Here is a 23,643-nt window from a genome sequence, read left to right on the forward strand (position 1 = left end):
CAGGCAGGCGGCGGCCGCCCTCACCACAACGGCCCGGCTCGCCACGGCGGTTCCGCACCCACCGCCGGCGCCGGCGGCGCCGTACCGCATCGAGGACGGCGGCTACGAGAGCGTGCGCGAGCTGCTCGCCTCCTACGGACTCACCTTCCCCGCCGCCGAGTTCGTCACCGGCGCCGGGGAGGCGGTGGACGCGGCCCACCGCGTCGGGCATCCCGTGGCGCTCAAGGCGATGGGGCCGGCCCACAAGACCGAGGCCGGCGGAGTGGCCCTGCACCTCGCCGACGACGAGGCCCTGTGTGCCGCGTTCCACCGCATGCGGGCCGCCACCGGCGCCGGCCGCTACGCCGTCGAGGCCATGGCCGCACCGCCGTACGCGCACGAACTCGTCGTCGGCGTCCGCCGCGACCCGGCCTTCGGGCCCGTCGCCCTGGTCGGCATCGGCGGCGTCACGGCCGAGCTCCTCGCCGACACGGCCGTGGCCCTCGCCCCGCTGACGCACGCACGCGCGCGTGCCCTGCTGCTCGAACTGCGCCACGCCCGCCTGCTGACCGGCTGGCGCGGCGCCCCCGCCGTGCACCTGGACGCGGCGGCGGCCGCCGTGTGCGCGGTGGCCCGTGCGGCGGCCGAGCATCCCGAGCTCGCCGAGCTGGAGGTCAACCCGCTGCTCGTGCACCCCGGCGGCGCCCTCGCCCTGGACGCGCACGCCGTGCTGCGCGACCTGGAGGCGCCATACCCTGCCGGGAATTGAGACGAAGGACGGGCCGCAGCAGAGTCGACGGCATACCGAGCTCACCCCGCACGAGGAGCACACATGTCCGCCATCGACGCACAGGACCTCGCCGACCGCTACATCGCCCTGTGGAACGAACCCGACCCGGAGATCCGCCGCAAGATCGTGCACGACCTGTGGGCGCAGGACGCGCAGCACATCCTCCTGCCGCCGCAGCAGATGCACGAGCAGGCGGTGGGCCTCGGCTTCACCAGCGCGGCCCTGGAGGCCACCGGCCACGACGAGCTGCACGCGCGCGTGACGCGCGCGTACGAGGAGTTCGTGGCGCCCGGCACCTACGTCTTCCGCGTCCAGGAGGCGGCCCGCGGGCTGCGCGACGTGATCACCTTCCGCTGGGAGGCGTTCCACCGGGAGGAGGGCAAGGTGACCGGAGGCGGCCGGGACTTCCTCGTCCTGGACGAGGCCGGCCGCATCCGTCTCGACTACCAGTTCCCGGACTGACCTCCTGGGCCGCCGCCCGCTATCCCTTCTCCCGCCGGGTCCGGGCCCCCAGGCCGTAGCAGACCAGCCCGATCGCCACGAACAGCGCCAGCGGTACGACCTGGCTGAGCGTGTACTGCAGCCGTTGCCCGGCGAAGGACGCCGGCAGGGAGTCCGCCGGGTCCCCCGCCGTCCCGAACCAGCCGACCCCGAAGCCGGGCCAGATCAGCACGATCACCGTGAAGGCCACGAACGCGGTGGCCAGCGCGCTCACCAGACGTGCCCCGGCCCGTCCGCCCGGAACGGCGTACGGGCGGGGCACGTCCGGGTACTTGCGGCGCAGGACCGCCAGGCTCGGGAACGTGACGACGTAGGAGATGAACGTCGTGCAGATGGTCAGGCCGAGGCCGGCCGCGAAGTACTTCTCGCCGTCGCCGCCGGTGAGGTTGAGGGCGATGACGAACAGGGCTGAGGCGAGGACGGCGGAGAGGAGGTTCACGCGGACCGGTGTGCCGTGCTTCTCCGAGATGCGGCCGAGCCAGGCCGGGCCCGCGCCGTCCGCGCAGGCCACGGCCTGGGCTCGGTGGGCGCCCATCGCCCAGGTGACGCCCGAGGTGAGCAGGCCGACGATGAGCCCGGCCGCCGCGATGCCGCCGCACACCGCGCCGAAGCCGGTGAGGGTGACGGTGCCGTCGGCCGCGATCGACCCGCCGTAGACGGTGAAGACGGCCTTGCAGGCGTCGATGAACCCGCCGAGGCTGCCGATGCGGTCGCCCGGCAGCACGAAGAGGATGCCGAGGATCGGGCCGCCGTACAGGAGCAGCGAGGCGAGGCCGGAGCGGAAGATGGCCAGCGGGATGTCGCGGCGCGGGTTGCGCATCTCCTCGGCGGCCGAGCTGGGCAGTTCGAAGCCGACGTAGTTGAAGATCAGGACCGGGACGAGGGCGACGAAGCCGGCGTAGGTGGGCGTGAACTCGCCTGCGGGCAGGGCGTGGACGCCGTTGCGGACCGCGTAGACGACGACGGAGACGAGGAAGAAGCCGAGCAGCACGATGCGGGCGACGGCCCCGGCGATCGGCACCCACTTCCCGATCCGCACCGACTGCACCACCGCGAGCGCGCCGCCCCAGATGAAGGCGAGGCCGGCCGCGTACTTCCACACGCCGGGCAGCGGCGTGAAGAACTCCTGCCAGGTGGTCAGCGCGATGATGCACAGACTGCCGCCCACCCAGACCGGGTTGGAGATCCAGTACAGGAACTGGTTGACCCCGGCGGTGAGGCGGCCGAAGGCGAGTCTGGTCCACACGTAGGGGCCGCCCTGGACAGGGAAGGCCGCCCCGAGTTCGGCGACCAGCAGTCCGTACGGCAGGAAGAAGGCGACCGCGAGGATCACCATCCAGGTCAGGCCCTGCGGCCCCTGGGCGGCGACCGAGCCGATGGTGTCGAGGCCGACGAGCGTGCAGATGAGGAAGAACAGGACGTCCAGGCGGCGCAGATCCTTGCGGAGCAGGGTGCGCTGCTCGCCCCAGCCCGCGGCGAGGTCCGGGCTCGCGGGGCCCTGCCGGGCGCCGGATGTGGTCGGTGTCTGGGTCACGGCGGACTCCTGTTCACGACGACTACTGACTGAATGAGCAGTCAGTAGTGCGGGAGTGTGGACCCGGCCGCGCGGGGGTGTCAAGAGGTCGTCGCGGGCGCCGTCGCGAGGCGTCGGTAGGGTCGGGCGTCATGACCGTTCAACTGTGCGTTCTGCTGTGGGCGCGGCCGGGTGCCGCCGAGGCGCTGGCCGCCTACGAGGACAAGGTGCTGGCCCTGCTGGGCGAGCACGGCGGCCGGCTGGTGCAGCGCGCCCGGGCCGACGGGGCCGAAGGACGCCCGGACGAGATCCAGCTCATCGAGTTCGCCTCGCGGGCCGGCTACGACGGCTACATGGCCGACGCGCGCCGCACCACGCTGGCCGCCGAGCGCGATGCGGCGATCGCCCGGACCGATCTGTACCCGGTCGAACTCGCCAAGTGACGGCCTGGCCCGGCGGCGCACGCGGTAACGGCATAGGGTGACGGCGTGGCGAGAGTGCGGTTGAGTGTGGCCGAGCGGCGTGAGGAGCTGCTGCGGGCCGCCATCGAGCAGATCGAGGCGCGGGGCGTGGCGGCGGTCAGGATCGCCGACGTGGCGTCCGCGCTCGGCGTGAGCAACGCGCTGGTGCTGTACCACTTCTCGACGAAGGAGAAGCTGGTCGCCGCCGCGTTCACGTTCGCGGCCGAGGACGACCTGGCCCATCTGCGCAAGCTGCTGGGCCGCCGCACCACGGCGCTGCGGCGACTGCGCTCGGCGGTGCGCTGGTACGCGCCGACCGGCCAGGCCAAGGGCTGGCGGCTGTGGATCGAGGGCTGGGCGGCGGCGCTGCGCGAGACCGCGCTGCAGGACGTCACACGCGATCTCGACAAACAGTGGAAGGCCGCCCTCGCCGAGGTGATCGCCGAGGGCGTGGCCGCGGACGAGTTCCGCTGCCCGGACCCGCACGGCGCGGCCCTGCGCCTGACGGCCCTGCTGGACGGGCTCGCCGTGCAGATGACGTCGTACGCCGGTGCCATCTCCCGGGCGCGGGCACAGGAGTGGGTGGACGACGCGCTGGCGCGCGAACTGGGCCTGGAACGCGCGGCGTTGACGGCCTCCGAGCGCTGAGCCCCCGCCCGCGGCGGGGGCTCACCGTCGTCCTGCCGGACCCGGGCGGGCTCAAGCCACCTTGGAGATCCGCATCTTGATGTCGTCGGGCGACAGCGCGCCCTTGGCGGTGACGTGGTCGCCGGAGGACTCGCCGCGCAGCCGGCGGCCGATCCACGGCACCAGGTACTCGCGCGCCCAGTGCACGTCGTCCCGGCGGATCTCGAGGGCGCCGCGGTGCGGGAGCGGCGGCCAGGGCTGGTCCGGGTCGGCCGGCACGTCGAGGCCGAGGACCTGCCCGGCGCGCAGCGCCACGCGCGTGTGCCCCTCGGGCGAGAGGTGCAGCCGGTCGCCGTCCCAGGCCCGGCGGTCCTGGACGGTCTTGAGGGACCACAGGTCGAGCACCGGGCAGCCGTACCGGTCGGCGATGGCGCGGACATGGCCGTTGTAGGTGGCGATCTTGCCGCGCAGGTGCTTGAGCACGGGCACGCCCCGGGTGTCGAACCCGGTGGTCACCATGACGGTGCCGGCGGCTTCGGTGAGCCGGACGACGGCCCGCTCGAAGCGCTCGGCGACCTCGTCGGGGTCGGTGCCGGGCCGGATGATGTCGTTGCCGCCCGCGCAGAAGGAGACCAGCTCCGGCTTCAGGGCGATCGCCTGGGGGACCTGGTCCGCCACGATCTGGTCGAGCAGCTTCCCGCGCACCGCCAGGTTCGTGTAGCCGAAGTCGCCCTCGGGTCGGCGGTCCGCAAGGAGCACCGCGAAACGGTCGGCCCAGCCGACGAACGCCCCGTCGGGGCCGGGGTCGCCGACGCCCTCGGTGAAGCTGTCCCCCACCGCAACGTACGACCCGATCACTGCTCTGCTGTCACTCTTCGAATCGTCTGCCACATCGACCGATGATCCACCTTCGAATGTGACCTACGCGACCGTAAGAAAGCGCCGGAAGGGGTTGACGAGCGGTGAGATAAGACACTTCTAAAGTATTGACCAAGGGCGGAATAACCGGCCGGCCCAGGCTGTTGCCGTCTCAACTGCCGTACCTGTGCGCGGACATACCGAAGGCCGGACCCGGGGATCGAGGTCCGGCCTTCGGCAGCGTGTCAGGCAGGTTGCTGCGGGGGGTGTCAGCCGACGGTGACGCCCTTCGAGCGGAGGTAGGAGACCGGGTCCACGTCGGAGCCGTAGTTCGGCGTGGTGCGGATCTCGAAGTGCAGGTGCGGGCCGGTCACGTTGCCGGTCGCGCCGGAGAGGCCGAGCTGCTGGCCCGCGGTCACGGCCTGGCCGGCCGAGACGGATATCTGGGACAGGTGGCCGTACTGCGCGTAGTGGCCGTCGGCCAGCTTGATGATGACCTGGTTGCCGTACGCGCCGCCCCAGCCGGCGGAGACGACCGTGCCCGTGCCGACCGCCTTGACGGTGGTGCCGGTCGGGACGACGAAGTCGACGCCGGTGTGGTAGCCGCTGGACCACATGCTGCCGGCCACCTTGTAGCCGGTGCCGATGGCGGAGCTGTTCACCGGGAGGGTGAAGCCGCTGCCGGTGGTCTCGGAGGCCTGCGTCGCGGTGGTCTTCTTCGCCGTCGACTTCTTGACGGCCGACTTCTTGACCGCCGGCTTCTTGGCGGAGGCCTTCGGGGCGGCCGAGGACTTGGTGGCGCTCGGCGCCGCCTTCTCGCCGAGCGTGAGCTTCAGGCCCGGGTGGATCAGCGACGGGTCGTCGCCGACGGCCTGGCGGTTGTCCGAGTAGATCTTCTTCCAGCCACCGGACACGTGCTGCTCGTCGGCGATCTTCGCGAGATAGTCGCCGGACCGCACCGAGTAGGTCCGAACGCCGTTGTGATGCGCGGCACTCTTCTTCTCGGTGGCCTTCTTCTCGGCACCCGGAAGGGACTGGACGGCCTTTTGCGAAACCGACTGGGAAACGGAGTCCGCGGTGGCGGCGTGGGCGCCGGTGGCACCCATGAGCGGCAGCGCGAGCGCGGCGCCACCGGTTCCGGCGACGGCGATGGTGCGGGTGAAGCGCAGGGACTTCGGACGGCGGTGCTTACCCTTCGCGGGCATGACGAATTCCTCTCCGGCGCCTACGAGGTGAGCTGTCGGGTGCGAGCTGGAGATGCCCGGCCGCGCGTTTGACGCGGCTTTACCCCAAGCCGTTCCGGAGACCGGAACAGGCGGTCAAACCTGTGGGTCCCCCGTTCCTGCCGTTCACGGGTGAGTTGTGCGGGCACCGGGCGGCGGCAGGATTGGGCGTCCGTCCGGATCGGTGGCGAACGTAAGCGACGAAGACGCAAAGGGACAAGTGACGGTTCCCCGGGAAAGCGTTTCCGTTGATCCTTAATGGGAAATAGTGGTGACCCTGTGTGGATTACGGGAGCGTCTTGCCGGTCGAATTCCCTTGTGAAGCACGTGAATTACGTGAACATGACGGACCACGGTCGGTCACGGATATGACGCTCCTCACGCGCCTTACCGCCAGGAGGCCTTATTCCGGAGCGAGTTCGGCCAATACGGACACATCGCTCAGATGCGGCGCAGTCGGAAGACGGCCGCGTCCAGATCGCCGCGCAGTCCGGTGCGCAGTCCGTGGTGCAGGAGGACGGCGCCCCTAAGGATTTCGCCCGTTTCGAGGCATTCGTACGCCGCTGTCGGGTCAAGGCCCTTGAGCCGCAACGCGGGCACGGGTTCACCGTGGCTCTGCGCCTGGAGCCAGGCCAGGACGACCGCGTCGTCCCCGCGCACGTACTGCACCGCACTCAGACCGCCCGCCGGCGGGCGAAGCCGATGGAGGTCGCCGTGCTGCACCAGGGGCCGGATCTCCTTGTAGAGGGCGACCCACTCCCCCGCCTCGGCCAGCTCCTCCTCGCTCCAGCGGGTCAGGTCGCCGCCGACTCCGAGCACGCCGGCCATGGAGCTGACGAACCGGAAGCGCAGCGAGCTGACGCGGCCGTTGAGCTGGGTGTTGGGGCTGTCGGTGACCCAGGCGGCCATCACGCGCGCGGGGTGGATCTGGCTGAAGCCGTGCTGGATGGCGAGCCGGTCCAGCGGGTCGGTGTTGTCGGAGGTCCACACCTGGTCCGTACGGCTCATGATCCCGAGGTCGATACGGCCGCCGCCGCCCGAGCAGGACTCGAAGGCGACACCGGGGTGGGCCGCGCGCAGCCGGTCCAACAGGGCGTACAGCGCGTGGACATGGTCGGTCCACAGCCGCTGCGGATACGGCTCGCCGGGCCAGCCCGCGTCGGTGAAGGCGCGGTTGAAGTCCCACTTCACGTAGTCGATCGGGGCGCTGGACAGCAGCGTGTCGAGCTGCTGCCACAGGTACTCCTGGACGTCTTCGCGGGCCAGGTTCAGTACGAGCTGATTGCGCAGTTCCGTCCGCTTTCGTCCCGGCTGGAACTGGACCCAGTCGGGGTGCTCGCGGTACAGGTCGCTGTCCGGGTTGACCATCTCGGGCTCGACCCAGATGCCGAACTGCATCCCGAGGGCGTGCACATACTCCGCGAGGGGTCCGAGCCCCTTCGGGAAGCGGTCCGGGTTGGGCGTCCAGTCGCCGAGCCCGGCCCGGTCACTGGTGCGCCTGCCGAACCAGCCGTCGTCGACGACGAACAGCTCGACGCCGATCGCGGCGGCCCGCCGGGCGAGCGCCGACTGCTGCTCCTCGGTGATGTCGAACTCCGTGGCCTCCCAGGAGTTGAACAGCACCGGGCGGTCCCGGTCCGCGTCCGGGATCACGTACGCGCGCTGGTAGGCGTGCCAGGCGCGGCTCGCGCCGCCGAAGCCGCCGTCGCTCCACAGGCCGGCGAAGACGGGTGTGGTGTACGACTCCCCCGCCGCCAGGCGCAGCAGCCCGGAGTCGTCGTGTCCGGCGCCGCCGGTGATCTGCACGCGCGCGTCCGGCAGCTGCGCCACCGCGATCCGCCAGGAGCCGGACCAGCCCAGCGCGCAGCCGTAGACCTCGCCGTGCTCCTCGGTCGCGTCGGTGTCCAGGGCGACCCAGGGCAGGTGCTGGTGCCCGGTGTGGCCGCGGCGGCTGCCGATGACCTTCTCGCCGTAGGTGAGGGGTGAGGCGGTCAGCCGGGACTCGGCGGCCCAGCGTCCGTGCAGCTGGGACAGGCGCCAGTCCGCACGCTCGGGCAGCGTCCAGGTGGCGGCGTCGGCGCGCAGCAGCTCCAGCACGGGCCCCTCGTTGGCAAGGCTCACCCAGCGCTCCACGACGTCGTGCCGCATGCGGTAGTGCAGCGTGATCGTCAGCCCGCCGTCGCGAAAGCGCAGCCGCAGCCCACCGTCGGCGCCGGGCTCGGTGTCGTGGCCCTCGAAGCGCCACTCGGTGCCGCGCCGCTCGTCGGTGCGGACGGACAGGGCGGGACGCACGAAGCGGGGGCCGCCCTCGACCGGGTACTCCTCGCGGCCGTCGAGCGGGGACTCGAAGGGCCAGTAGTCGGGCAGCGGGCGCAGGGCGAGGGCCTCGGCGTCGCCGAGCGTGATCTTCGGGCCCCAGTGCAGATGCAGCAGCTCGTCGCCCTCGGTGAGATGCACGGCGTAACTGCTCGCCGGCCCACTGAGAAGCCATGTACGGCCGTTGTCGGCGATTTCCAGCATTCCAGCCCCCACACATCCGAACAGGTGCGCTCAATTGCCAACATCATCAAGGGCAGTGAGGCCTGGTCGCAACGCCTGTGGACAACTCATTGCCCAAGGAATGCATGTCGTATGGTCGTCGGAGCGCCCGTCGACGAGTCGCGCCGTTCGGGCGGAGTGGGAGGAGCACCCGTGACGCAGCAGATTCCGTCGACCGAACCCGAGCTCGCCGGTGTCCGCAACTTCCGTGACGTCGGCGGCCTCCCGACCACGGACGGGCGGCGGGTGCGGCACGGAGTGCTGTTCCGCAGCGGCCACCTCGCGCACGCGACCGAGGAGGACGCCGCCTTCCTCTCCACCCTGGGCCTGCACACGATCTTCGACTTCCGCAACGCCGCGGACCAGAAGCTGGAGGGCCCGGACGTCGAGCTGCCGGGCGTGCGCAACGTGAACCTGCCGCTGACCGACCCGGCCGACGGCGCGGAGTTCTGGAAGATGGTGCGCGACGGCGAGATCGAGCAGCTGCGCGGCATCCTGGGCGACGGCCAGGCCGCCGGCCGGATGATCTCCTCCTACCGCACGATCATCAAGGAGCGCACCGCCGAGCACGCGCGCGTGCTGCGCTCGCTCGCCGAGGACAGCGTGCCCGCGCTGATGCACTGCGCTGCGGGCAAGGACCGCGCGGGTCTGTCGATCGCGGTGACGCTGCTCGCGCTGGGCGTCGAGCGCGACGCGATCGTCACCGACTACCTGGAGTCCAACGCCAAGCACCGCCGCTACAAGGTGCACCGCAGCGGCTCCTCCAGCGCGGGGTACGGCCCCGAGGTGATGGAGCTGCTCAGCCCCCTGTTCGAGGCCCGCGCCGAGTATCTGGCGGCGGCCTTCGAGACGATCGAGCAGACCTGGGGCGACGTCGACACCTACCTGGAGCGGGGGCTCGGCGTCACCCCGGAGCTGCGCGAGGGCCTGCGCCGGCGCCTGCTGGACTGAGCCGAACCGCCGGCCCCTTCTCCGTGTCGCCCTACTTCGCGTTCTCCGTGACGCCCTACTTCGCGCCGATCTCGAACAGCAGGTAGATGAAGGCCGCGAAGAGGTGCCCCACCGCGATGTAGATGATCAGGCGCACCCACAGGGCGCGGGGGAACTTCTCCTCCATGTTGCTCATGGCATGTCTCCGGTGATCGGGCCCAGGCACAGCGTGGCCGTGGGACTCTGCAGCAGGGTGTGGACGAACAGGAGGTCGACGCCGTCGGGATCCTGGGCGGCGAGCCGGTGCGGCGTCAGCGAGTCGAAGTGCGCGCTGTCGCCGGGGCCGAGCAGATGGGTGGTGTCCCCCAGGCGCAGCCGCAGCCGCCCCTTGAGGACGTACAGCCACTCCTCACCTGGGTGCACGCGCACGATGTCGCCCTGCGAGCCGTGCGGCACATGCACGCGCAGGGCCTGCATCCCGCGGCCGGGAGCACCGGTCTGCCAGTAGGTCCAGCCGCCCGCGGCGGTCGGCTCCATGTCCCCGGCGCGCACGACGGCGTCCCGATCCGCGACCGACTCGCCCAGCAGCTCCGAGACGGTCGTACCGTAGATACGGGCAAGGGCGAGGAGCACCGGCAGCGAAGGCTGGCGCTGCCCGGTCTCCAGCCGGGAGAGATGGGCCGGCGACAGGCCGGCCGTGCGGGCCGCGGCCTCCAGCGTGAGGGAGGCACGGCGGCGCAGCGCGCGGAGCTGGGGCGCGACGGCGGGCAGGACGTCCTCCGGCCCTGCCGGGGTCACGTCCGGCGACGCGGGCTGAGGCTCGGTCTCGGGAGAGCTCATGCTCCCCATTCAGCCGCAGCTTTGCCTCTGCGGCAAATTTCTTGCCTCAGAGGCAAAAGCCTCGAGCAACGGCCTCAGACGCTAGCGGTTGGCCACCGCCTGCTTCATCAGTGTCTTGCCGAAGTCCCACATCAGCGTGCCGCCGCTGTGGGCGTCGTCCATGACGGCCGTGAAGGCGTCGACGAAACGGTCCACCTCGGCCTCGCCGACGACCAGCGGCGGGATCAGCTTGATCACTTCCAGGTGGTCACCGGAGACCTGGGTCAGGATGCGGTGGCGCTGCAGCAGCGGCACCACGACCATCTGCGCGAACAGGCCCTTGCGCGCCGCCTGCAGCATGGTCCAGCGGCTGCGCAGCTTCAGCGACTTGGGCCGGCCGAACTCGATGCCGATCATCAGGCCCCGGCCACGGACGTCGGCGAGCAGCTCGTACTTCTCGGTCAGCGCCGACAGACGGGACTTCAGCTGCTCACCGGTCGCCCGCGCGTTCGCGACGATCTGCTCGTTCTCCATGACCGACAACACGGCGAGGCCGGCCGCCATGGCCTGGGCGTTGGCCCCGAAGCTCGCCGAGTGGACGAGGACCCGGTCCATCGACGAGTAGACCTTCTTGAAGATCCAGTCCTTGCCGAGCGTGGCCGAGACCGGGACATAGCCGCCGGACAGCGCCTTGGCCACGCACACCAGGTCCGGCTCGACGCCTTCCTCGTGCTGGTAGGCGTAGAAGTCGCCGGTGCGGCCGAGGCCCGTCTGCACCTCGTCGGCGATCAGCAGCGCCTTGTGCTTGTGCAGGAGCTCCTGGGCGGCCCGCAGATAGCCGGGCGGGGCCGCGCGCACGCCCTTGCCCTGGATCGGCTCGACGATCAGGGCGGCGACGTCGCCCCGCTTCAGCTCCCGGGCCAGGGCGTCGAGATCACCGAGGGGTACGGCGGTGTCGGGCAGCAGCGGCGCGAAGCCGTCGCGGAAGCCGTCCTCGCCGTTGACCGACAGGGAGCCGGTGGTCAGGCCGTGGAAGGCGTGGTCGCAGTAGAGCACGCGCGGCCTGCCGGTGGCGTACCGGGCGAACTTCAGCGCCGTCTCCACCGCCTCGGTGCCGCTGTTCCCGAAGAACACGCGGTCCAGGTGCGGGCTGTGGGTGAGCAGCTTCTCGGCCAGCAGCCCGGGCAGCGGCTGGCAGTCGAAGCGGGTGAGGTCGGCGAGCTGGGCGTCGAGGACGTCGTGCAGCGCCTTGCGGACGACGGGGTGGTGGCGGCCCAGGCCCATCACGCCGAACCCGGCGAGCATGTCCAGGTAGTCGTTGCCGTCCGCGTCCCAGAAGTGGGCGCCCTCGGCGCGCTCGTAGACCTTGTCGAAGCCGATGGTGTGCAGCATGCGCGGGAGCTGCGGGTTGAGATACCTGCCGTGCAGCTCGTAGCGCTCGGCTCCACGCTCGGCCAGGAGAGCGCCGAGGTCGAACTCCTTGGTCATTCAGCCTTCTCCTTGAGGGTGCCGTCCGGCTGCTGCCCGACGGCCAGGGTGTTCTCGGCCTCCTTGACGGCGAGGCTCGCGCTGATCCGGCCCGCCACCTCGACGGGGGTGAGGCCGATGTCGGCGAGGACTTCGCCCCGCTTGGCGTGGGCGAGGAACTGCTCGGGGATGCCGAAGCGGCGTACGGGGACGTCGACCTCGGCGTCACCGAGCGCGAGGGCGACCGCGGCGCCGACTCCGGAGGCGCGGCTGTTGTCCTCGACGACGGCGACCAGGCGGTGCTCGCCGGCGAGGCCGGGCAGGGCGGGGTCGACGGGCTTGACCCACCGGGGGTCGACGACGGTGCAGGAGATGCCGCGGGCCTCGAGCAGGTCGGCGGCCTGCAGGCAGACCGGCGCCATCACGCCGACCGAGACGAGCAGCACGTCGGGCGTGCCCGCGCCGCGGTGCAGCACGTCCAGGCCGCCCACCCGGTCGATCGCCGGGATCTGCGGGCCGACGCTCTCCTTCGGGAAACGGACCAGGGTGGGTGCGTCGTCGACGGCGACGGCCTCGCGGAGCTGGGCGCGCAGCTGGTCGGCGTCGCGTGGGGCGGCGATCCGCAGGCCGGGGACGACCTGGAGGATGGACATGTCCCACATGCCGTTGTGGGAGGGTCCGTCGGCGCCGGTGACACCTGCCCGGTCCAGGACGAACGTGACACCGCAGCGGTGCAGGGCGACGTCCATCAGGAGCTGGTCGAAGGCGCGGTTGAGGAAGGTGGCGTAGACGGCGACGACCGGGTGCAGGCCGCCGGTGGCGAGACCGGCCGCGGAGACGGCGGCGTGCTGCTCGGCGATGCCGACGTCCCAGACGCGGTCGGGGAAGCGCTCGGCGAACTTGCCGAGCCCGACCGGGTGCAGCATGGCGGCCGTGATGGCGACGACGTCCTCGCGCTCCGCGCCGATGGCGGCGATCTCGTCGCCGAACACCGAGGTCCAGGACGGGCCGCTGGACGGCGCGAGGGGCTCGCAGGTGAGCGGGTCCATGACGCCGACGGTGTGGAAGTGGTCCTCCTCGTGGGCGAGGGCGGGCTCGTAACCGCGGCCCTTCTCCGTGAGGCAGTGGATGAGGACCGGCCCGTGGAAGCGTTTCGCGCGCCGCAGCGCCGATTCGACGGCCCCGATGTCGTGGCCGTCGATCGGGCCGACGTACTTCAGGCCCAGGTCCTCGAACATGCCCTGCGGGGCGAAGGCGTCCTTGAAGCCCTTCTTGGCGCCGTGCAGGGACTCGTAGATGGTGCCGCCGACGACAGGCGTGCGCAGCAGGACGTCCTTGCCCCAGGCGAGGACCTTCTCGTAGCCGTCGGTGGTACGCAGGGTGGCCAGGTGGTTGGCGAGGCCGCCGATGGTGGGCGAGTAGGAGCGCTCGTTGTCGTTGACGACGATGATCAGCGGCCGGTCCTTGGCGGCCGCGATGTTGTTCAGCGCCTCCCAGGCCATGCCGCCGGTCAGGGCGCCGTCGCCGATGACGGCGACCACGTGGCCCTTCTCGCCCTGCACCTCGCGGGCCTTGGCCAGGCCGTCGGCCCAGCCGAGCGCGGTGGAGGCGTGGCTGTTCTCGACGATGTCGTGCTCGGACTCCTCACGCGAGGGATAGCCGGACAGGCCCCCCTTGCCGCGCAGCTTGGAGAAGTCCTGCCGGCCGGTCAGGATCTTGTGTACGTAGCTCTGGTGGCCGGTGTCCCAGACGATGCGGTCGACGGGCGACTCGAAGACCCGGTGGAGTGCGATGGAGAGTTCCACCACCCCCAGATTGGGCCCGAGATGCCCGCCGGTCCTGGCCACCGAATGCACCAGGAACTCCCGGATCTCCTCGGACAGTTCGCCGAGTTCCGCCTCGGACAGCGCCTTCAGGTCACGTGGTCCCCGGATGTTCTCCAGAATCGTCACGTTCGGGCCCCCTCTCGGTCCGTGCCTTGCTTCAACTCACAGTCACTGCCGGTTTCCCCGTGACGGTGGGGGCGCCCGATGCGGCCCCGTCCTGCTCCATCTGCTCGGCGATCTTCATCGCCTCCTCGATGAGCGTCTCGACGATCTTCGACTCGGGTACGGTCTTGATGACCTCGCCCTTGACGAAGATCTGGCCCTTGCCGTTGCCGGAGGCGACCCCCAGATCCGCCTCCCGTGCCTCGCCGGGGCCGTTGACCACACAGCCCATGACGGCCACCCGCAACGGGACCTCCATGCCGTCCAGGCCCGCCGTGACCTCGTCGGCGAGCTTGTAGACGTCCACCTGCGCGCGCCCGCAGGACGGGCAGGAGACGATCTCCAGGCGGCGCTGCCTGAGGTTCAGCGACTCCAGGATCTGGATGCCGACCTTGACCTCCTCGGCCGGCGGCGCGCTGAGCGAGACCCGGATGGTGTCGCCGATGCCCTGCGCGAGCAGCGCCCCGAAGGCCACGGCGGACTTGATCGTGCCCTGGAAGGCGGGCCCGGCCTCCGTCACGCCGAGGTGCAGCGGGTAGTCGCACTGGGCGGCCAGCTGCCGGTACGCCTCGATCATCACGACCGGGTCGTTGTGCTTGACCGAGATCTTGATGTCCCGGAAGTCGTGCTCCTCGAACAGCGACGCCTCCCACAGCGCCGACTCGACGAGGGCCTCCGGGGTCGCGCGGCCGTGCTTCTGCAGCAGCCGCCTGTCGAGGGAGCCCGCGTTGACGCCGATGCGGATCGGGGTGCCGTGGTCCTTCGCGGCGCGCGCGATCTCCTTGATCTGGTCGTCGAACTTCTTGATGTTGCCGGGGTTCACCCGCACCGCCGCGCATCCGGCCTCGATGGCCGCGAAGACGTACTTCGGCTGGAAGTGGATGTCGGCGATGACCGGGATCTGCGACTTCCGGGCGATGGTGGCCAGCGCGTCCGCGTCGTCCTGCGTGGGGCAGGCGACGCGGACGATCTGGCAGCCGGAGGCGGTGAGTTCCGCGATCTGCTGCAGGGTGGCACCGATGTCGGAGGTGCGGGTCGTCGTCATCGACTGCACCGAGACCGGGGCGCCGCCCCCGACCGGGACCGGCCCGACATGGATCTGCCGCGAGGTGCGCCGCTCGGCGATCGGCCGGGCCGGCATTTCGGGAACACCCAGGGCGATGGCGGTCACGGCGTCACTCCCGGTTCCCGGACACCGTCTCGCGCATGGCGCGCAGGGACTCCTTCAGCGACCCCATGGTGGCGAGGACGGCGGTGGGCTCGTAGCCGCAGTGCGCCATGCAGTTGGCGCAGCGCGGGTCCTTGCCGCGGCCGTACTTGTCCCAGTCGGTGTCCTCGATCAGCTCGCGGTAGGTGGGCACGTACCCGTCGCTCATCAGGTAGCAGGGGCGCTGCCAGCCGAAGAGGGAGTAGTTCGGGATCGCCCACGCGGTGCACGGGAAGTCGACCTTGCCCTCGAGGAAGTCCAGGAACAGCGGCGAGTGGTTGAGGCGCCACTTCCTGCGGTTGCCGCCCGCGAAGGCCTTCTTGAACAGCTCGCGGGTCTGCTCCACGCCCAGGAAGTGCTCCTGGTCGGGGGCCTTCTCGTAGGCGTAGGCGGGCGAGATCATCATCTCGTCGACCTTGAGGTCGTCGTTGAGGAAGTTGAGCACCTCGATGATGGTCTGCGGGGTGTCGGTGTTGAAGAAGGTCGAGTTGGTGGTGACCCGGAAGCCGCGCCGCTTGGCCTCCTTGATCGCCTCCACGGCCTCGTCGAACACGCCCTCCTTGGCCACCGACTCGTCGTGCCGCTCACGCAGCCCGTCGATGTGCACGGCGAAGGCGAAGTAGGGCGAGGGCGTGAACTTGTCCATCTTCTTGCGCAGCAGCATGGCGTTGGTGCACAGGAAGACGTACTTCTTCTTGGCCACCAACTGCCGCACGATCTCGTCGATCTGAGGGTGCATCAGGGGCTCGCCGCCCGCGATGGACACCATCGGCGCACCGGACTCCAGCACCGCGCCGACCGCCTGGGCGACCGGCATGCGCTGCTTGAGCACGCCTGCCGGGTGCTGGATCTTGCCGCAGCCCTCGCACTTCAGGTTGCATGCGAAGAGAGGTTCCAGCTCCACGATCAGCGGGAACTTGTCGCGCTTGCGGAGCTTCTGTTCAGCCAAGTACGTAGCGACCTTGATGGACTGGCGCAGCGGCATGGCCATCTGGCTCACCTCCTGGGGAGCAGCAAAGAACGGTGCCATTCGAAAAAAGCCGGAAGAACGGCACGAAGGACGCGGAAAGCTGATATTCCACCGCGCACCGTGCCGATCCGGACGAGTTCATGTTCTGGAGCGTCCACGACCACCCGTACGGCCGCAACCGGGCGCTCGCCCGTGCGGACGGCGCTCAGCAGCGTCGCCGCGGATTCCATGTCGACCGCGAGAGCGCCGGTCGCGAGCAGATCCGAGCGTTCGTGACCGCGGACGACATGGTCGGAACCGGCGAGGGGGCCGGTGTGGACGGTCCGTCCCGGCACCGCCCGCGCGAGCTCCTTGACGAGTAGGTCGGTTCCCACGCACCGAACGGTTCCGTCCGGATCGCGGGTCTCCTCGGCGACCACCAGATCGCCGGGGTGCATCCCGGGCGCCAGCCCGGCGCAGAACCCCGTGGCCAGCACGGCGGCCTCGCGCAGGGCCGGCTCCGCCAGCCGCCGCGTGACCGCCTGCTCGGCCGCCTTCGGGCCCATGCCGGTCCTCAGAACAGTGACCGGCCCACCGAACCCACTGCGGTCGCTCGTGCGCAGGGCGAGGCGCTCGATGCCGAGCGCGCAGGCGATCAGCAGCGGGGCCGGGGCGGGCTGTGTGCTCATCGACCCCCCTTGCCGGCGGAGGCCACCACACGTGGCTCGCCGTGCACGTACCGGCCGAGCGCGGTCAGCGGGAAGACCTGCCGGTAGAGGTGGTAGTTGATCGAGAAGTCCCACGGGAAGCCGGTCCCGGTGAAGTACGGCTCGTCCCACGAGCCGTCCTCGCGCTGGGTGGCCGCCAGCCACTCGATGCCGCGCTCGACGGCCCTGGAGTCCCGCTCGCCGGCCGCCAGCAGCGCCATCAGCGCCCACGCGGTCTGCGAGGCGGTGGAGGCGCCCCTGCCGCTCCACTCCTCGACGTACTTGTAGGAGCGCAGGTCCTCGCCCCAGCCGCCGTCGTCGTTCTGCACCTTCTCCAGCCAGGCCACGGCCCGCCGGATCGCCGGGTGCGAGCCGGGCAGTCCGGCCGCCGTCAGCGCGGGCACCACGGAGCCGGTGCCGTAGACGTAGTTGACGCCCCAGCGCCCGAACCACGAGCCGTCCGGCTCCTGTTCGGCCAGCAGCCACTCGATGCCGCGGCGGGTGCGCGGGTCGTGCGAGAGGCCCTCGACGGCCAGCATCTCCACCACGTGCGCGGTGACGTCCGCGGACGGAGGGTCGATGACCTCGCCGAAGTCGCAGAACGGCAGCCGGTTGGGGAAGGGGCTGGTGTTGTCGACGTCGAAGGCGCCCCAGGCGCCGTTCTTCGACTGCATGCCGAGGTTCCAGCGCACCGCGCGCCCGATCGCCTTCTCCACCCGCTCCGGGTCGTGGTGCTTGACCCGGCGCAACGCGAGGGCCACCTCGGCGGTGTCGTCGATGTCGGGGTAGTTGTCGTTGTGGAACTCGAACGCCCAGCCGCCGGGCGGCAGTTGGGGCCGTTTGACGGCCCAGTCGCCGGGCCGCACGATCTCCTCGCCGAGCATCCAGTCCGCCGCCCTGACGAGCTGCGGATGCTCTGCGGGCACGCCCGCGTCGGCGAGCGCGATGGTGGCGAGGCAAGTGTCCCACACCGGCGACTGGCAGGCCTCGATCATCCGGGACCCGTCCTCGCGCCATACGGCGAACCGGTCCAGGGAGGCCAACCCCTCGCGCATCACGGGGTGTTCGAGGTCGTAGCCGAGCAGATAGAGGGCGATGACGGAGTACACGGCAGGTGGCTGGATGCCGCCCCAGCAGCCGTCGTTCTCCTGCCGCTCGATGATCCAGCGGGCGGCGGAGTTCATGGCGGCCTTGCGCAGCCGGCGCGGTACGACCTTGCGCGCCTGGTGCAGCATCTTGTCCAGGCGCTGGAATGCGCCGTCCCAACTCGCCACCGGGGCAAGGGGTTTGGCGGGGTTGGGGTTGCTCGCGTCGGTGTGCAGCTCGTCCAGCGCGAAGGGTGCGGGCCGTACCGGCCGCTTGGCGGAGACGATCGTGAGCGGCACGATCGTCTGCCGGGCCCAGCAGCCGAAGTCGTAGATGTTGAGCGGCATCCACTTCGGGAAGTAGATGAGTTCCGGCGGGAGTTCGGGCAGGTCCTGCCACTTCCACCAGCCGAACAGGGCGAGCCAGATCCGGGTGAAGACGCGGGAGGACGCGATGCCGCCCTGCTCGCGGATCCACGCCGAGGCCTTGGCCATGTGCGGCGCGTCCGGTGTGTCGCCGGCCAGGCGCAGGGCGACGTAGGCCTCGATGGTGGTGGACAGCTCGCCGGGGCCGCCGTAGAAGCTGGCCCAGGTGCCGTCCTCGCGCTGCTCGCCGCGGACGAAGAGGGCGGCGGCGTGTGCGGTCGACTCGTCCAGGATGCCCAGGAACTGACGCAGGAGCAGGTCCTCGGCGTCCATGGTCACATTGGTCTCGAGGTCGCCCTTCCACCAGCCCTCGGCGTCCTGCCGGGAGAGCAGGAAGTCGGTGGCCCGTTGTGTGGCGTGCGCGGCGATGTCGTGTACCCCGGCCGCGGCGGGGCTCGTGCTGTCGGTGTCGCTGGCCGAGGCAGGCCGGGGCGGGAGGGCCCCGGCGCTTCCGTCGGTCGTCGCTGTCATGGCTTCCCCTTCGTGCAGTCGTGCAAGTCGTGCTGCTGTGGGTCCGCCGTCGGCCGGTGACTACCTTTTCGCGGGCACCGGCCGGCGACTACGCGAGGACTGTTCGACCGATAGTGATCATCTCTTTCGTACGACGACGAAGTCGGCGAGCGCCGCGAACTGGGCCCGTACCCGGTCGGGCATGTCGATGGCGTCGAGGGCCTCGATGGCGATGGTGTGCTGACGGCGCGCTTCGTCGGCCGTCCATTCGCGGCCGCCCGCCTCCTCGATGAGGGCGGCGCGAGCCGCGAACTCCTCCTCGGAGAAGTTCTCGAAGTCGCTGCTCTTGGCGTCGGCGGCGAGGATCTCGCCGAGCCGCTCGGAGGCGGGACCGCCCGCGGCGAGCGCGGCCACCACCGGCAGGGACTTCTTGCGCTGGCGCAGGTCGCTCCAGGTCTGCTTGCCGGTGGAGACGGGGTCGCCCCAGATGCCGAGGAGGTCGTCGACGGCCTGGAAGGCGAGGCCGAGGTGATAGCCGTACTTCTCCATCGTGTCGGCGGTGCGGTCGTCCGCGCCGCCGAGGACGGCGCCGATGGAGGAGGCGCAGGCCAGCAGGGCGCCGGTCTTGTTGCCCTCCATCTCCAGGCACTCCTCGACGCTGACGCGGTCGCGGTGCTCGTAGGAGATGTCCTGGGCCTGCCCGTCGATCAGGGCCCGGGTGGCGGTGGTCAGGCGGCGGGTGGCACGGCCGGCCTCGACCGTGCCGAGTTCCAGCAGCACCTCGTTGGCCAGGGCGAACAGGGCGTCGCCGACGAGGATCGCCTGCGCGGGCCCGTGCACCTTCCACACGGTGTCGCGGTGGCGGCGCTGCTCGTCGCCGTCCATCAGGTCGTCGTGCAGCAGGGAGAAGTTGTGGACGAGTTCGACGGCCACGGCGCCGGGGATGCCGGTCTCGGGCGCGGCCCCGGTGACCTCGGCGGACAGCACCGCCAGGGCGGGGCGCACGGCCTTGCCGCCGTCGCCGTCGGCCGGGTTGCCCTCGGCGTCGATCCAGCCGAAGTGATAGGCGGAAACGGTGTCCATGGGAGGAGCCAGGCGGTCCACGGCCGCCCGCAGTACCGGTGTGGCAAGGGTCCGGCCGCGCTCCAGGAGCGCGGTCACGTCCACCGCGTCGGCAGCCGTCTCGGCCGGGGGCACAGTGGGCACAGTTTCTCCTTTTTCTGCGGTACCGGGGGTGCGGGGGCCTGCCGCCTGCTGATCGAGCATCACGCCGCCTCCTCGAGGTCGAAGAGGTGGCTGGGGCGTGGCCGGCCCAGGGCGCCGAGGGCGGCATCGGCCGCACTGACACCACTGCGGACCGCACTCTCCATGGTCGCGGGCCACCCTGTGGCGGTCCACGCTCCGGCCAGATAGAGGCCGGGGGCCTTGGTGCGGGCGCCGGGCCGCAGCCGCCCGACGCCGGGGGTGGGGGCGAACGTCGCCGTGCGCTCCCTGGTCACGAAGAAATCCTTGATCTCGGCGCCCCGAGTACCCGGAAGCAGACGCTCCAGCTCCGGAACGTAGCGCTCACGCAGCACGGCGACGGGTGCGTCGATCTCGTCCTGCGCGGCCGACTGCGACAGCGCGAGGTACTGGCCCTCGCGCAGTCCCGACGCCTCGGTGCGGTCGAAGACCCACTGGATCGGGGTGCCGAGAGCCGCGAAGAACGGCCGGCTGAGCACCTTGCGGTCGTAGACGACGTGGATGTTCAGGATCGGCGCGGTGTCGATGTCCAGCAGCTTCTCCGGGGCGTCGAGCGCGCCGACCGGCAGCAGGTCGTGGGCCTCGCGCTGGGGCACGGCGAGCACGACGGCGTCCGCGTGCAGCGTCTCGCCGGGAACCTGAACGCTCCAGCGCCCGTTCTCGTCAGTACAGAGGGAGGTGACGCGTGTACGGACCTCGGTACGCACGCCCGCGGAGTCGAGCGCCTTGCGGGCGAGCCGGTCATGCAGTTCACCCAGCGGGACGCGCGCCCAGCCGATGTCGGCCGCGCCCGGGTCGGACAGCAGACCGGTCTTGAACACCATCGCGGCGAGCGACAGCGAGGCGTCGCCCGCGACCGCGTTGAGGGTGGCGACCCCGACCAGGTCCCACAGGGCCTCGACGGCACGCGCCGACTGACCGTGCGCGGTCAGCCAGCTGCCGAAGTCCTGGGTGTCCAGGCTCGGATCGGCGAGGTCGAGCCCCTTCAGCGCCAGTGCGGCACGCCCCACCTTGGCCCGCTCGGCGAGGGAGAGATGCGGATACGTCGCCAGGCTGCGCCCCAGATGCAGGGGGACCGGCAGGGCGTCGCGCCGCAGTCTGCCGAGGCGCCGGCCCGCGGGCTTGTCGACGTCGAGAACGGGCACGTCGAGACGATCCTGCAAGGGCGCCAGCGCCGCACCCTCGATCCGGTCGAGGAACCAGCGGTAGGCGGTGCAGCAGCGCAGGTAGACATGCTGTCCGTTGTCGACGGTCAGGTCGCCGCGCTGGAAGGAGAAGGCCAGGCCGCCCAGACGGGGCCTGCCCTCGACCAGGGTGACGCGGACACCGGCGTCGGCGAGCGCGAGCGCGGCGGTCACGCCGGCGAGCCCGCCGCCGATCACGACGGCGTCCCTTCCGGGACGCCCCGGCATAGCCGCGAGCGGCTCGCCGGAGCGCGAGTCGTCGGTCATCGTGCACCCTCCCCTGCCCGGCCGCCGCGGTGATTGAACGGTGCACGGCATGCCGTCGCAGTCAGGGACGCCGTCCCCGCCCGCAGGGTTGCGTGCCGCATTTCACCGATGGAATCACCTTGGCCCGTTTTGTCCATCAGGCGCGCCTCCTGACGGTCCTCCGGGTCACATGGCGGGCGTCCAGGCCGGACAGGCCGCGCACGGCGACGTAGGCCTTCTCCCGGCCGGGCAGCGAGACCCGGCCGCGCAGCACGGCCTCCGGGTCGCGCTCGATGCGGTCCAGCAGACGGCGGTAGATGCCGGCCATGGCCGCGACGCACGCCCCGCTGCGCCGGTCGAGCATGGGCAGCAGCCGGTAGCCCTCGGCGAAAAGGGCACGGGCCCGCCGCACCTCGAAGTGCACCAGGCCCGTGAAGTCGGAGCCCTCCGGCGGGGTGGGGCCGTTGAAGCCGGCCGAGCAGCCGAACTTCGCGAGGTCGTCGGAGGGCAGATAGGTACGGCCGCCCTCCGCGTCCTCCCGTACGTCTCTGAGGATGTTGGTCAGCTGCAGCGCGAGGCCCAGGGTGTCGGCGTACTCCGCGGCCCGGTCGGCGCCGCGCGCCCCCGGTTCGGTGCCGAACACGCCGAGCGAGAGCCGGCCGATGGCGCCGGCCACGCAGCGGCAGTAGACCTTCAGGTCGTCCCAGGTCTCGTAGGTCTCGCCGCGGACGTCCATCAGCACGCCGTCGATCAGCTCGTCCAGGCCGCCGAGCGGGATCGGGAAGGTGTCGGCGGCATGGGCGAGCGCGACCGCGACGGGATCGGTGTCGTCCTCGGCGACCGCGCCCTCACGCACCCGCACCAGCAGCTCGCGGGTCTCCTCCAGCCTGGCCGCCTTGACGTCGTCCGCCAGCGCGCCGTCGCCGATGTCGTCGACGCGCCGGGAGAACGCGTACAGCGCCGACATCGCGCGCCGCTTGGGCGTCGGCAGCAGCCTGATGCCGTAGGCGAAGTTACGGGCCTGCTGCCCGGTCACGGCCTCGCAGTAGCTGTAGGCGGCGAGTACCGGCGCGGACGCGTGTTGTTCCGACTCCACGGTCCGGATCACCCCTCTCCTCGCAGGGTCACGCCCACCTCGCGCAAAAGCCGGCCCTTGCCGGGCTTGGGCGGGCCGGGAAGTACGTCGTATTCGGCGGCCGCGATCGTGTGGATCGCCGCCCTTCCCCCCGCCACGAACCCTGCGAGCAGCAGCTTCAGTCTGCCGTGGACGCTACCCACGAGAGGGGCTCCTTCATTCAGGAGATCCCCGGCGCGTTCCGCTTCGAATGCGACCAGTGCGCGCACCGATGCACCCGCGGTGGGTGTGGCGAGATCCGCCTCTTGCACATGAAAGTGTTTCATGTCCGCGGCGGGCAGGTAGATCCGGTCCCGGCGGAGGTCCTCGGCAACGTCCTGAAGGTGCTCCACGATCTGCAGGGCGGTGCAGATCGCGTCCGAGAGACGGATGCGCTCGGGGCTCGAGGTGCCCGTGACGGACAGGACCAGACGGCCGACGGGGTTGGCCGACAGTTCGCAGTAGGCGAGCAGGTCGTCGTAGGTCTCGTAGCGGCTGACGAGCTGGTCCTGGCGGTTGGCGGCGATCAGGCCGAGGAAGGGCTCCGGGGTCAGCGCGTGGCGCCGGACGGTGGGCTGCAGGCGGCGCAGCAGGGGGTGGCGCGGGGTGGAGTCGAAGACCCGGTTCAGGTCCTCCTCGAAGGCGTCCAGGAGCACCAGCCGGTCCTCCGCCCGCGAGGGCGACACGCCGAGCAGAGCTGCGTCGGCGCCGCCGGGGGCCAGATCGCCGTCGCCGATGTCGTCGACAAGGCGGGCGAACCCGTAGACCGCCATGAGGTCGGTGCGCCAGGCCCTGGGCAGGAAGAAGGGTGCCACGGGGAAGTTCTCGCCCGCGGCCTTCTCGAGGGTGCCGCGCTCCGGATCAGCGGTGTGCGACGTGCCGGTTCCCGTCACCGGTGACTGCCCGTGGCGGGGACGGCACATGCTGCGCTGAGCTGGGGAGTTTCCGTAGCCATTGCCGTCACATCTCCCGTTCTACACTGCCGACCCAATGCATACTATTTCGGACACGCCAACCGGCCGTCCGCGCGGCCGTCCCACTTGAGGGTGTCGCGCATTATCGCCCCACTTGCCGCCTTTCGGGACCGCTACAGCTTACGTTGTACAACGCAGCGCGGTTCCCTGGGGTGTCCTGCACATCACAACAACACACCGATTGGCGTCAAGATTCCTTGGGCGAGACCGAGTTGACGTTTCCTTTGCAGACGCGGGGGGCCGCCCGAGGAAGTTTTTTAGGGGACCCCCAAAACCGCTCTGCCCGTCGGGCCCCCCATTGGTGGGATCCCTTTCCCTTCAACCCCCCCCCCCCTTTCCGACATCCTCCCCCAGCACCCCCCCCC

At 71.0% G+C, this 23,643-nt stretch carries 22 protein-coding genes and 1 riboswitch; of the genes, 5 read left to right on the forward strand and 17 right to left on the reverse strand.

The window, feature by feature from the left end; genetic code table 11:
• Both ACFU97_RS13755 and ACFU97_RS13760 read left to right on the forward strand, forming a co-directional pair.
• The coding region (locus tag ACFU97_RS13755; protein ID WP_384255147.1) for an acetate--CoA ligase family protein at window positions 1-748 on the forward strand (748 nt) is incomplete at its 5' end.
• A 63-nt stretch (window positions 749-811) separates the two neighbouring features.
• On the forward strand, window positions 812-1,231 hold the full coding sequence (locus tag ACFU97_RS13760; RefSeq protein ID WP_384255150.1) for a hypothetical protein: 420 nt from the start codon (window positions 812-814) through the stop codon (window positions 1,229-1,231).
• A gap of 19 nt (window positions 1,232-1,250) precedes the next feature.
• Here ACFU97_RS13760 and ACFU97_RS13765 read toward each other — a convergent pair whose 3' ends face one another.
• Window positions 1,251-2,804, reverse strand: coding sequence for an APC family permease (locus ACFU97_RS13765; RefSeq protein ID WP_384255152.1), 1,554 nt, complete (start codon window positions 2,802-2,804; stop codon window positions 1,251-1,253).
• A gap of 131 nt (window positions 2,805-2,935) precedes the next feature.
• Here ACFU97_RS13765 and ACFU97_RS13770 point away from each other — a divergent pair, with 131 nt between their 5' ends.
• Both ACFU97_RS13770 and ACFU97_RS13775 read left to right on the forward strand, forming a co-directional pair.
• Window positions 2,936-3,226 carry a DUF1330 domain-containing protein gene (locus tag ACFU97_RS13770; protein WP_384255155.1) on the forward strand — a complete coding sequence of 97 codons (291 nt, stop codon included), beginning with the start codon at window positions 2,936-2,938 and terminating at the stop codon, window positions 3,224-3,226.
• 45 nt (window positions 3,227-3,271) lie between these two features.
• Window positions 3,272-3,892, forward strand: a complete 621-nt coding sequence (locus tag ACFU97_RS13775; RefSeq protein WP_384255157.1) for a TetR/AcrR family transcriptional regulator — start codon at window positions 3,272-3,274, stop codon at window positions 3,890-3,892.
• A 51-nt stretch (window positions 3,893-3,943) separates the two neighbouring features.
• Here ACFU97_RS13775 and ACFU97_RS13780 read toward each other — a convergent pair whose 3' ends face one another.
• From ACFU97_RS13780 to ACFU97_RS13790, 3 genes are all read right to left on the reverse strand, one after another.
• The gene (locus tag ACFU97_RS13780; RefSeq protein WP_384255353.1) at window positions 3,944-4,729 is read right to left on the reverse strand and encodes an SGNH/GDSL hydrolase family protein; all 786 of its coding nucleotides are present in this window, start codon (window positions 4,727-4,729) and stop codon (window positions 3,944-3,946) included.
• A 269-nt stretch (window positions 4,730-4,998) separates the two neighbouring features.
• On the reverse strand, window positions 4,999-5,934 hold the full coding sequence (locus ACFU97_RS13785; RefSeq protein ID WP_384255160.1) for a peptidoglycan DD-metalloendopeptidase family protein: 936 nt from the start codon (window positions 5,932-5,934) through the stop codon (window positions 4,999-5,001).
• Window positions 5,935-5,938: 4 nt separating this feature from the next.
• Window positions 5,939-6,117, reverse strand: a riboswitch (cyclic di-AMP (ydaO/yuaA leader).
• 276 nt (window positions 6,118-6,393) lie between these two features.
• Window positions 6,394-8,472, reverse strand: coding sequence for an alpha-galactosidase (locus ACFU97_RS13790; RefSeq protein ID WP_384255162.1), 2,079 nt, complete (start codon window positions 8,470-8,472; stop codon window positions 6,394-6,396).
• A gap of 171 nt (window positions 8,473-8,643) precedes the next feature.
• On the opposite strand from ACFU97_RS13790, the gene ACFU97_RS13795 reads away from it, so the two are divergent.
• The gene (locus ACFU97_RS13795; protein ID WP_384255164.1) at window positions 8,644-9,441 is read left to right on the forward strand and encodes a tyrosine-protein phosphatase; all 798 of its coding nucleotides are present in this window, start codon (window positions 8,644-8,646) and stop codon (window positions 9,439-9,441) included.
• A gap of 55 nt (window positions 9,442-9,496) precedes the next feature.
• Here the strand turns inward: ACFU97_RS13795 and ACFU97_RS13800 are convergent, their stop codons facing one another.
• From ACFU97_RS13800 to hpnC, 13 genes are all read right to left on the reverse strand, one after another.
• Window positions 9,497-9,616, reverse strand: coding sequence for a DUF6126 family protein (locus ACFU97_RS13800; protein ID WP_384255167.1), 120 nt, complete (start codon window positions 9,614-9,616; stop codon window positions 9,497-9,499).
• Window positions 9,613-10,260 (reverse strand): helix-turn-helix domain-containing protein, encoded by a 648-nt coding sequence (locus ACFU97_RS13805; RefSeq protein WP_384255169.1) that lies wholly within the window; start codon window positions 10,258-10,260, stop codon window positions 9,613-9,615. Before ACFU97_RS13805 ends, ACFU97_RS13800 begins: the two co-directional genes overlap by 4 nt.
• A gap of 81 nt (window positions 10,261-10,341) precedes the next feature.
• Complete coding sequence (locus ACFU97_RS13810; RefSeq protein ID WP_384255172.1) at window positions 10,342-11,727, reverse strand: aspartate aminotransferase family protein; 1,386 nt, start codon at window positions 11,725-11,727, stop codon at window positions 10,342-10,344.
• A complete protein-coding gene (dxs, locus tag ACFU97_RS13815; RefSeq protein WP_384255174.1) occupies window positions 11,724-13,658 on the reverse strand; it encodes a 1-deoxy-D-xylulose-5-phosphate synthase in 1,935 nt (644 codons plus the stop codon). Before dxs ends, ACFU97_RS13810 begins: the two co-directional genes overlap by 4 nt.
• Before the next feature lie 31 nt (window positions 13,659-13,689).
• On the reverse strand, window positions 13,690-14,865 hold the full coding sequence (ispG, locus tag ACFU97_RS13820) for a flavodoxin-dependent (E)-4-hydroxy-3-methylbut-2-enyl-diphosphate synthase (protein ID WP_384255177.1): 1,176 nt from the start codon (window positions 14,863-14,865) through the stop codon (window positions 13,690-13,692).
• Window positions 14,866-14,869: 4 nt separating this feature from the next.
• A complete protein-coding gene (gene hpnH / locus ACFU97_RS13825; protein ID WP_384255179.1) occupies window positions 14,870-15,892 on the reverse strand; it encodes an adenosyl-hopene transferase HpnH in 1,023 nt (340 codons plus the stop codon).
• Window positions 15,893-15,897: 5 nt separating this feature from the next.
• Window positions 15,898-16,539: a 1-hydroxy-2-methyl-2-butenyl 4-diphosphate reductase gene (locus ACFU97_RS13830; protein ID WP_384255182.1), complete on the reverse strand. Its 642-nt coding sequence runs from the start codon at window positions 16,537-16,539 to the stop codon at window positions 15,898-15,900.
• Window positions 16,536-18,539, reverse strand: coding sequence for a squalene--hopene cyclase (gene shc, locus ACFU97_RS13835; protein WP_384255184.1), 2,004 nt, complete (start codon window positions 18,537-18,539; stop codon window positions 16,536-16,538). Before shc ends, ACFU97_RS13830 begins: the two co-directional genes overlap by 4 nt.
• Before the next feature lie 117 nt (window positions 18,540-18,656).
• Entirely contained in the window at window positions 18,657-19,784 is a 1,128-nt protein-coding gene (locus ACFU97_RS13840) for a polyprenyl synthetase family protein (protein WP_384255187.1), read from the reverse strand.
• Entirely contained in the window at window positions 19,784-21,211 is a 1,428-nt protein-coding gene (gene hpnE, locus ACFU97_RS13845; protein ID WP_384255189.1) for a hydroxysqualene dehydroxylase HpnE, read from the reverse strand. The genes ACFU97_RS13840 and hpnE overlap by 1 nt, the downstream gene beginning before the upstream one ends.
• The gene (locus ACFU97_RS13850) at window positions 21,208-21,348 is read right to left on the reverse strand and encodes a DUF6380 family protein (RefSeq protein ID WP_384255191.1); all 141 of its coding nucleotides are present in this window, start codon (window positions 21,346-21,348) and stop codon (window positions 21,208-21,210) included. The genes hpnE and ACFU97_RS13850 overlap by 4 nt, the downstream gene beginning before the upstream one ends.
• A complete protein-coding gene (gene hpnD, locus ACFU97_RS13855; RefSeq protein WP_384255194.1) occupies window positions 21,348-22,298 on the reverse strand; it encodes a presqualene diphosphate synthase HpnD in 951 nt (316 codons plus the stop codon). Before hpnD ends, ACFU97_RS13850 begins: the two co-directional genes overlap by 1 nt.
• Window positions 22,295-23,197 carry a squalene synthase HpnC gene (gene hpnC / locus ACFU97_RS13860; RefSeq protein ID WP_384255196.1) on the reverse strand — a complete coding sequence of 301 codons (903 nt, stop codon included), beginning with the start codon at window positions 23,195-23,197 and terminating at the stop codon, window positions 22,295-22,297. The genes hpnD and hpnC overlap by 4 nt, the downstream gene beginning before the upstream one ends.
• Between the last annotated feature and the right edge of the window lie 446 nt (window positions 23,198-23,643).

The organism is Streptomyces sp. NPDC057616, assembly GCF_042800575.1.
Classification (GTDB): domain Bacteria; phylum Actinomycetota; class Actinomycetes; order Streptomycetales; family Streptomycetaceae; genus Streptomyces.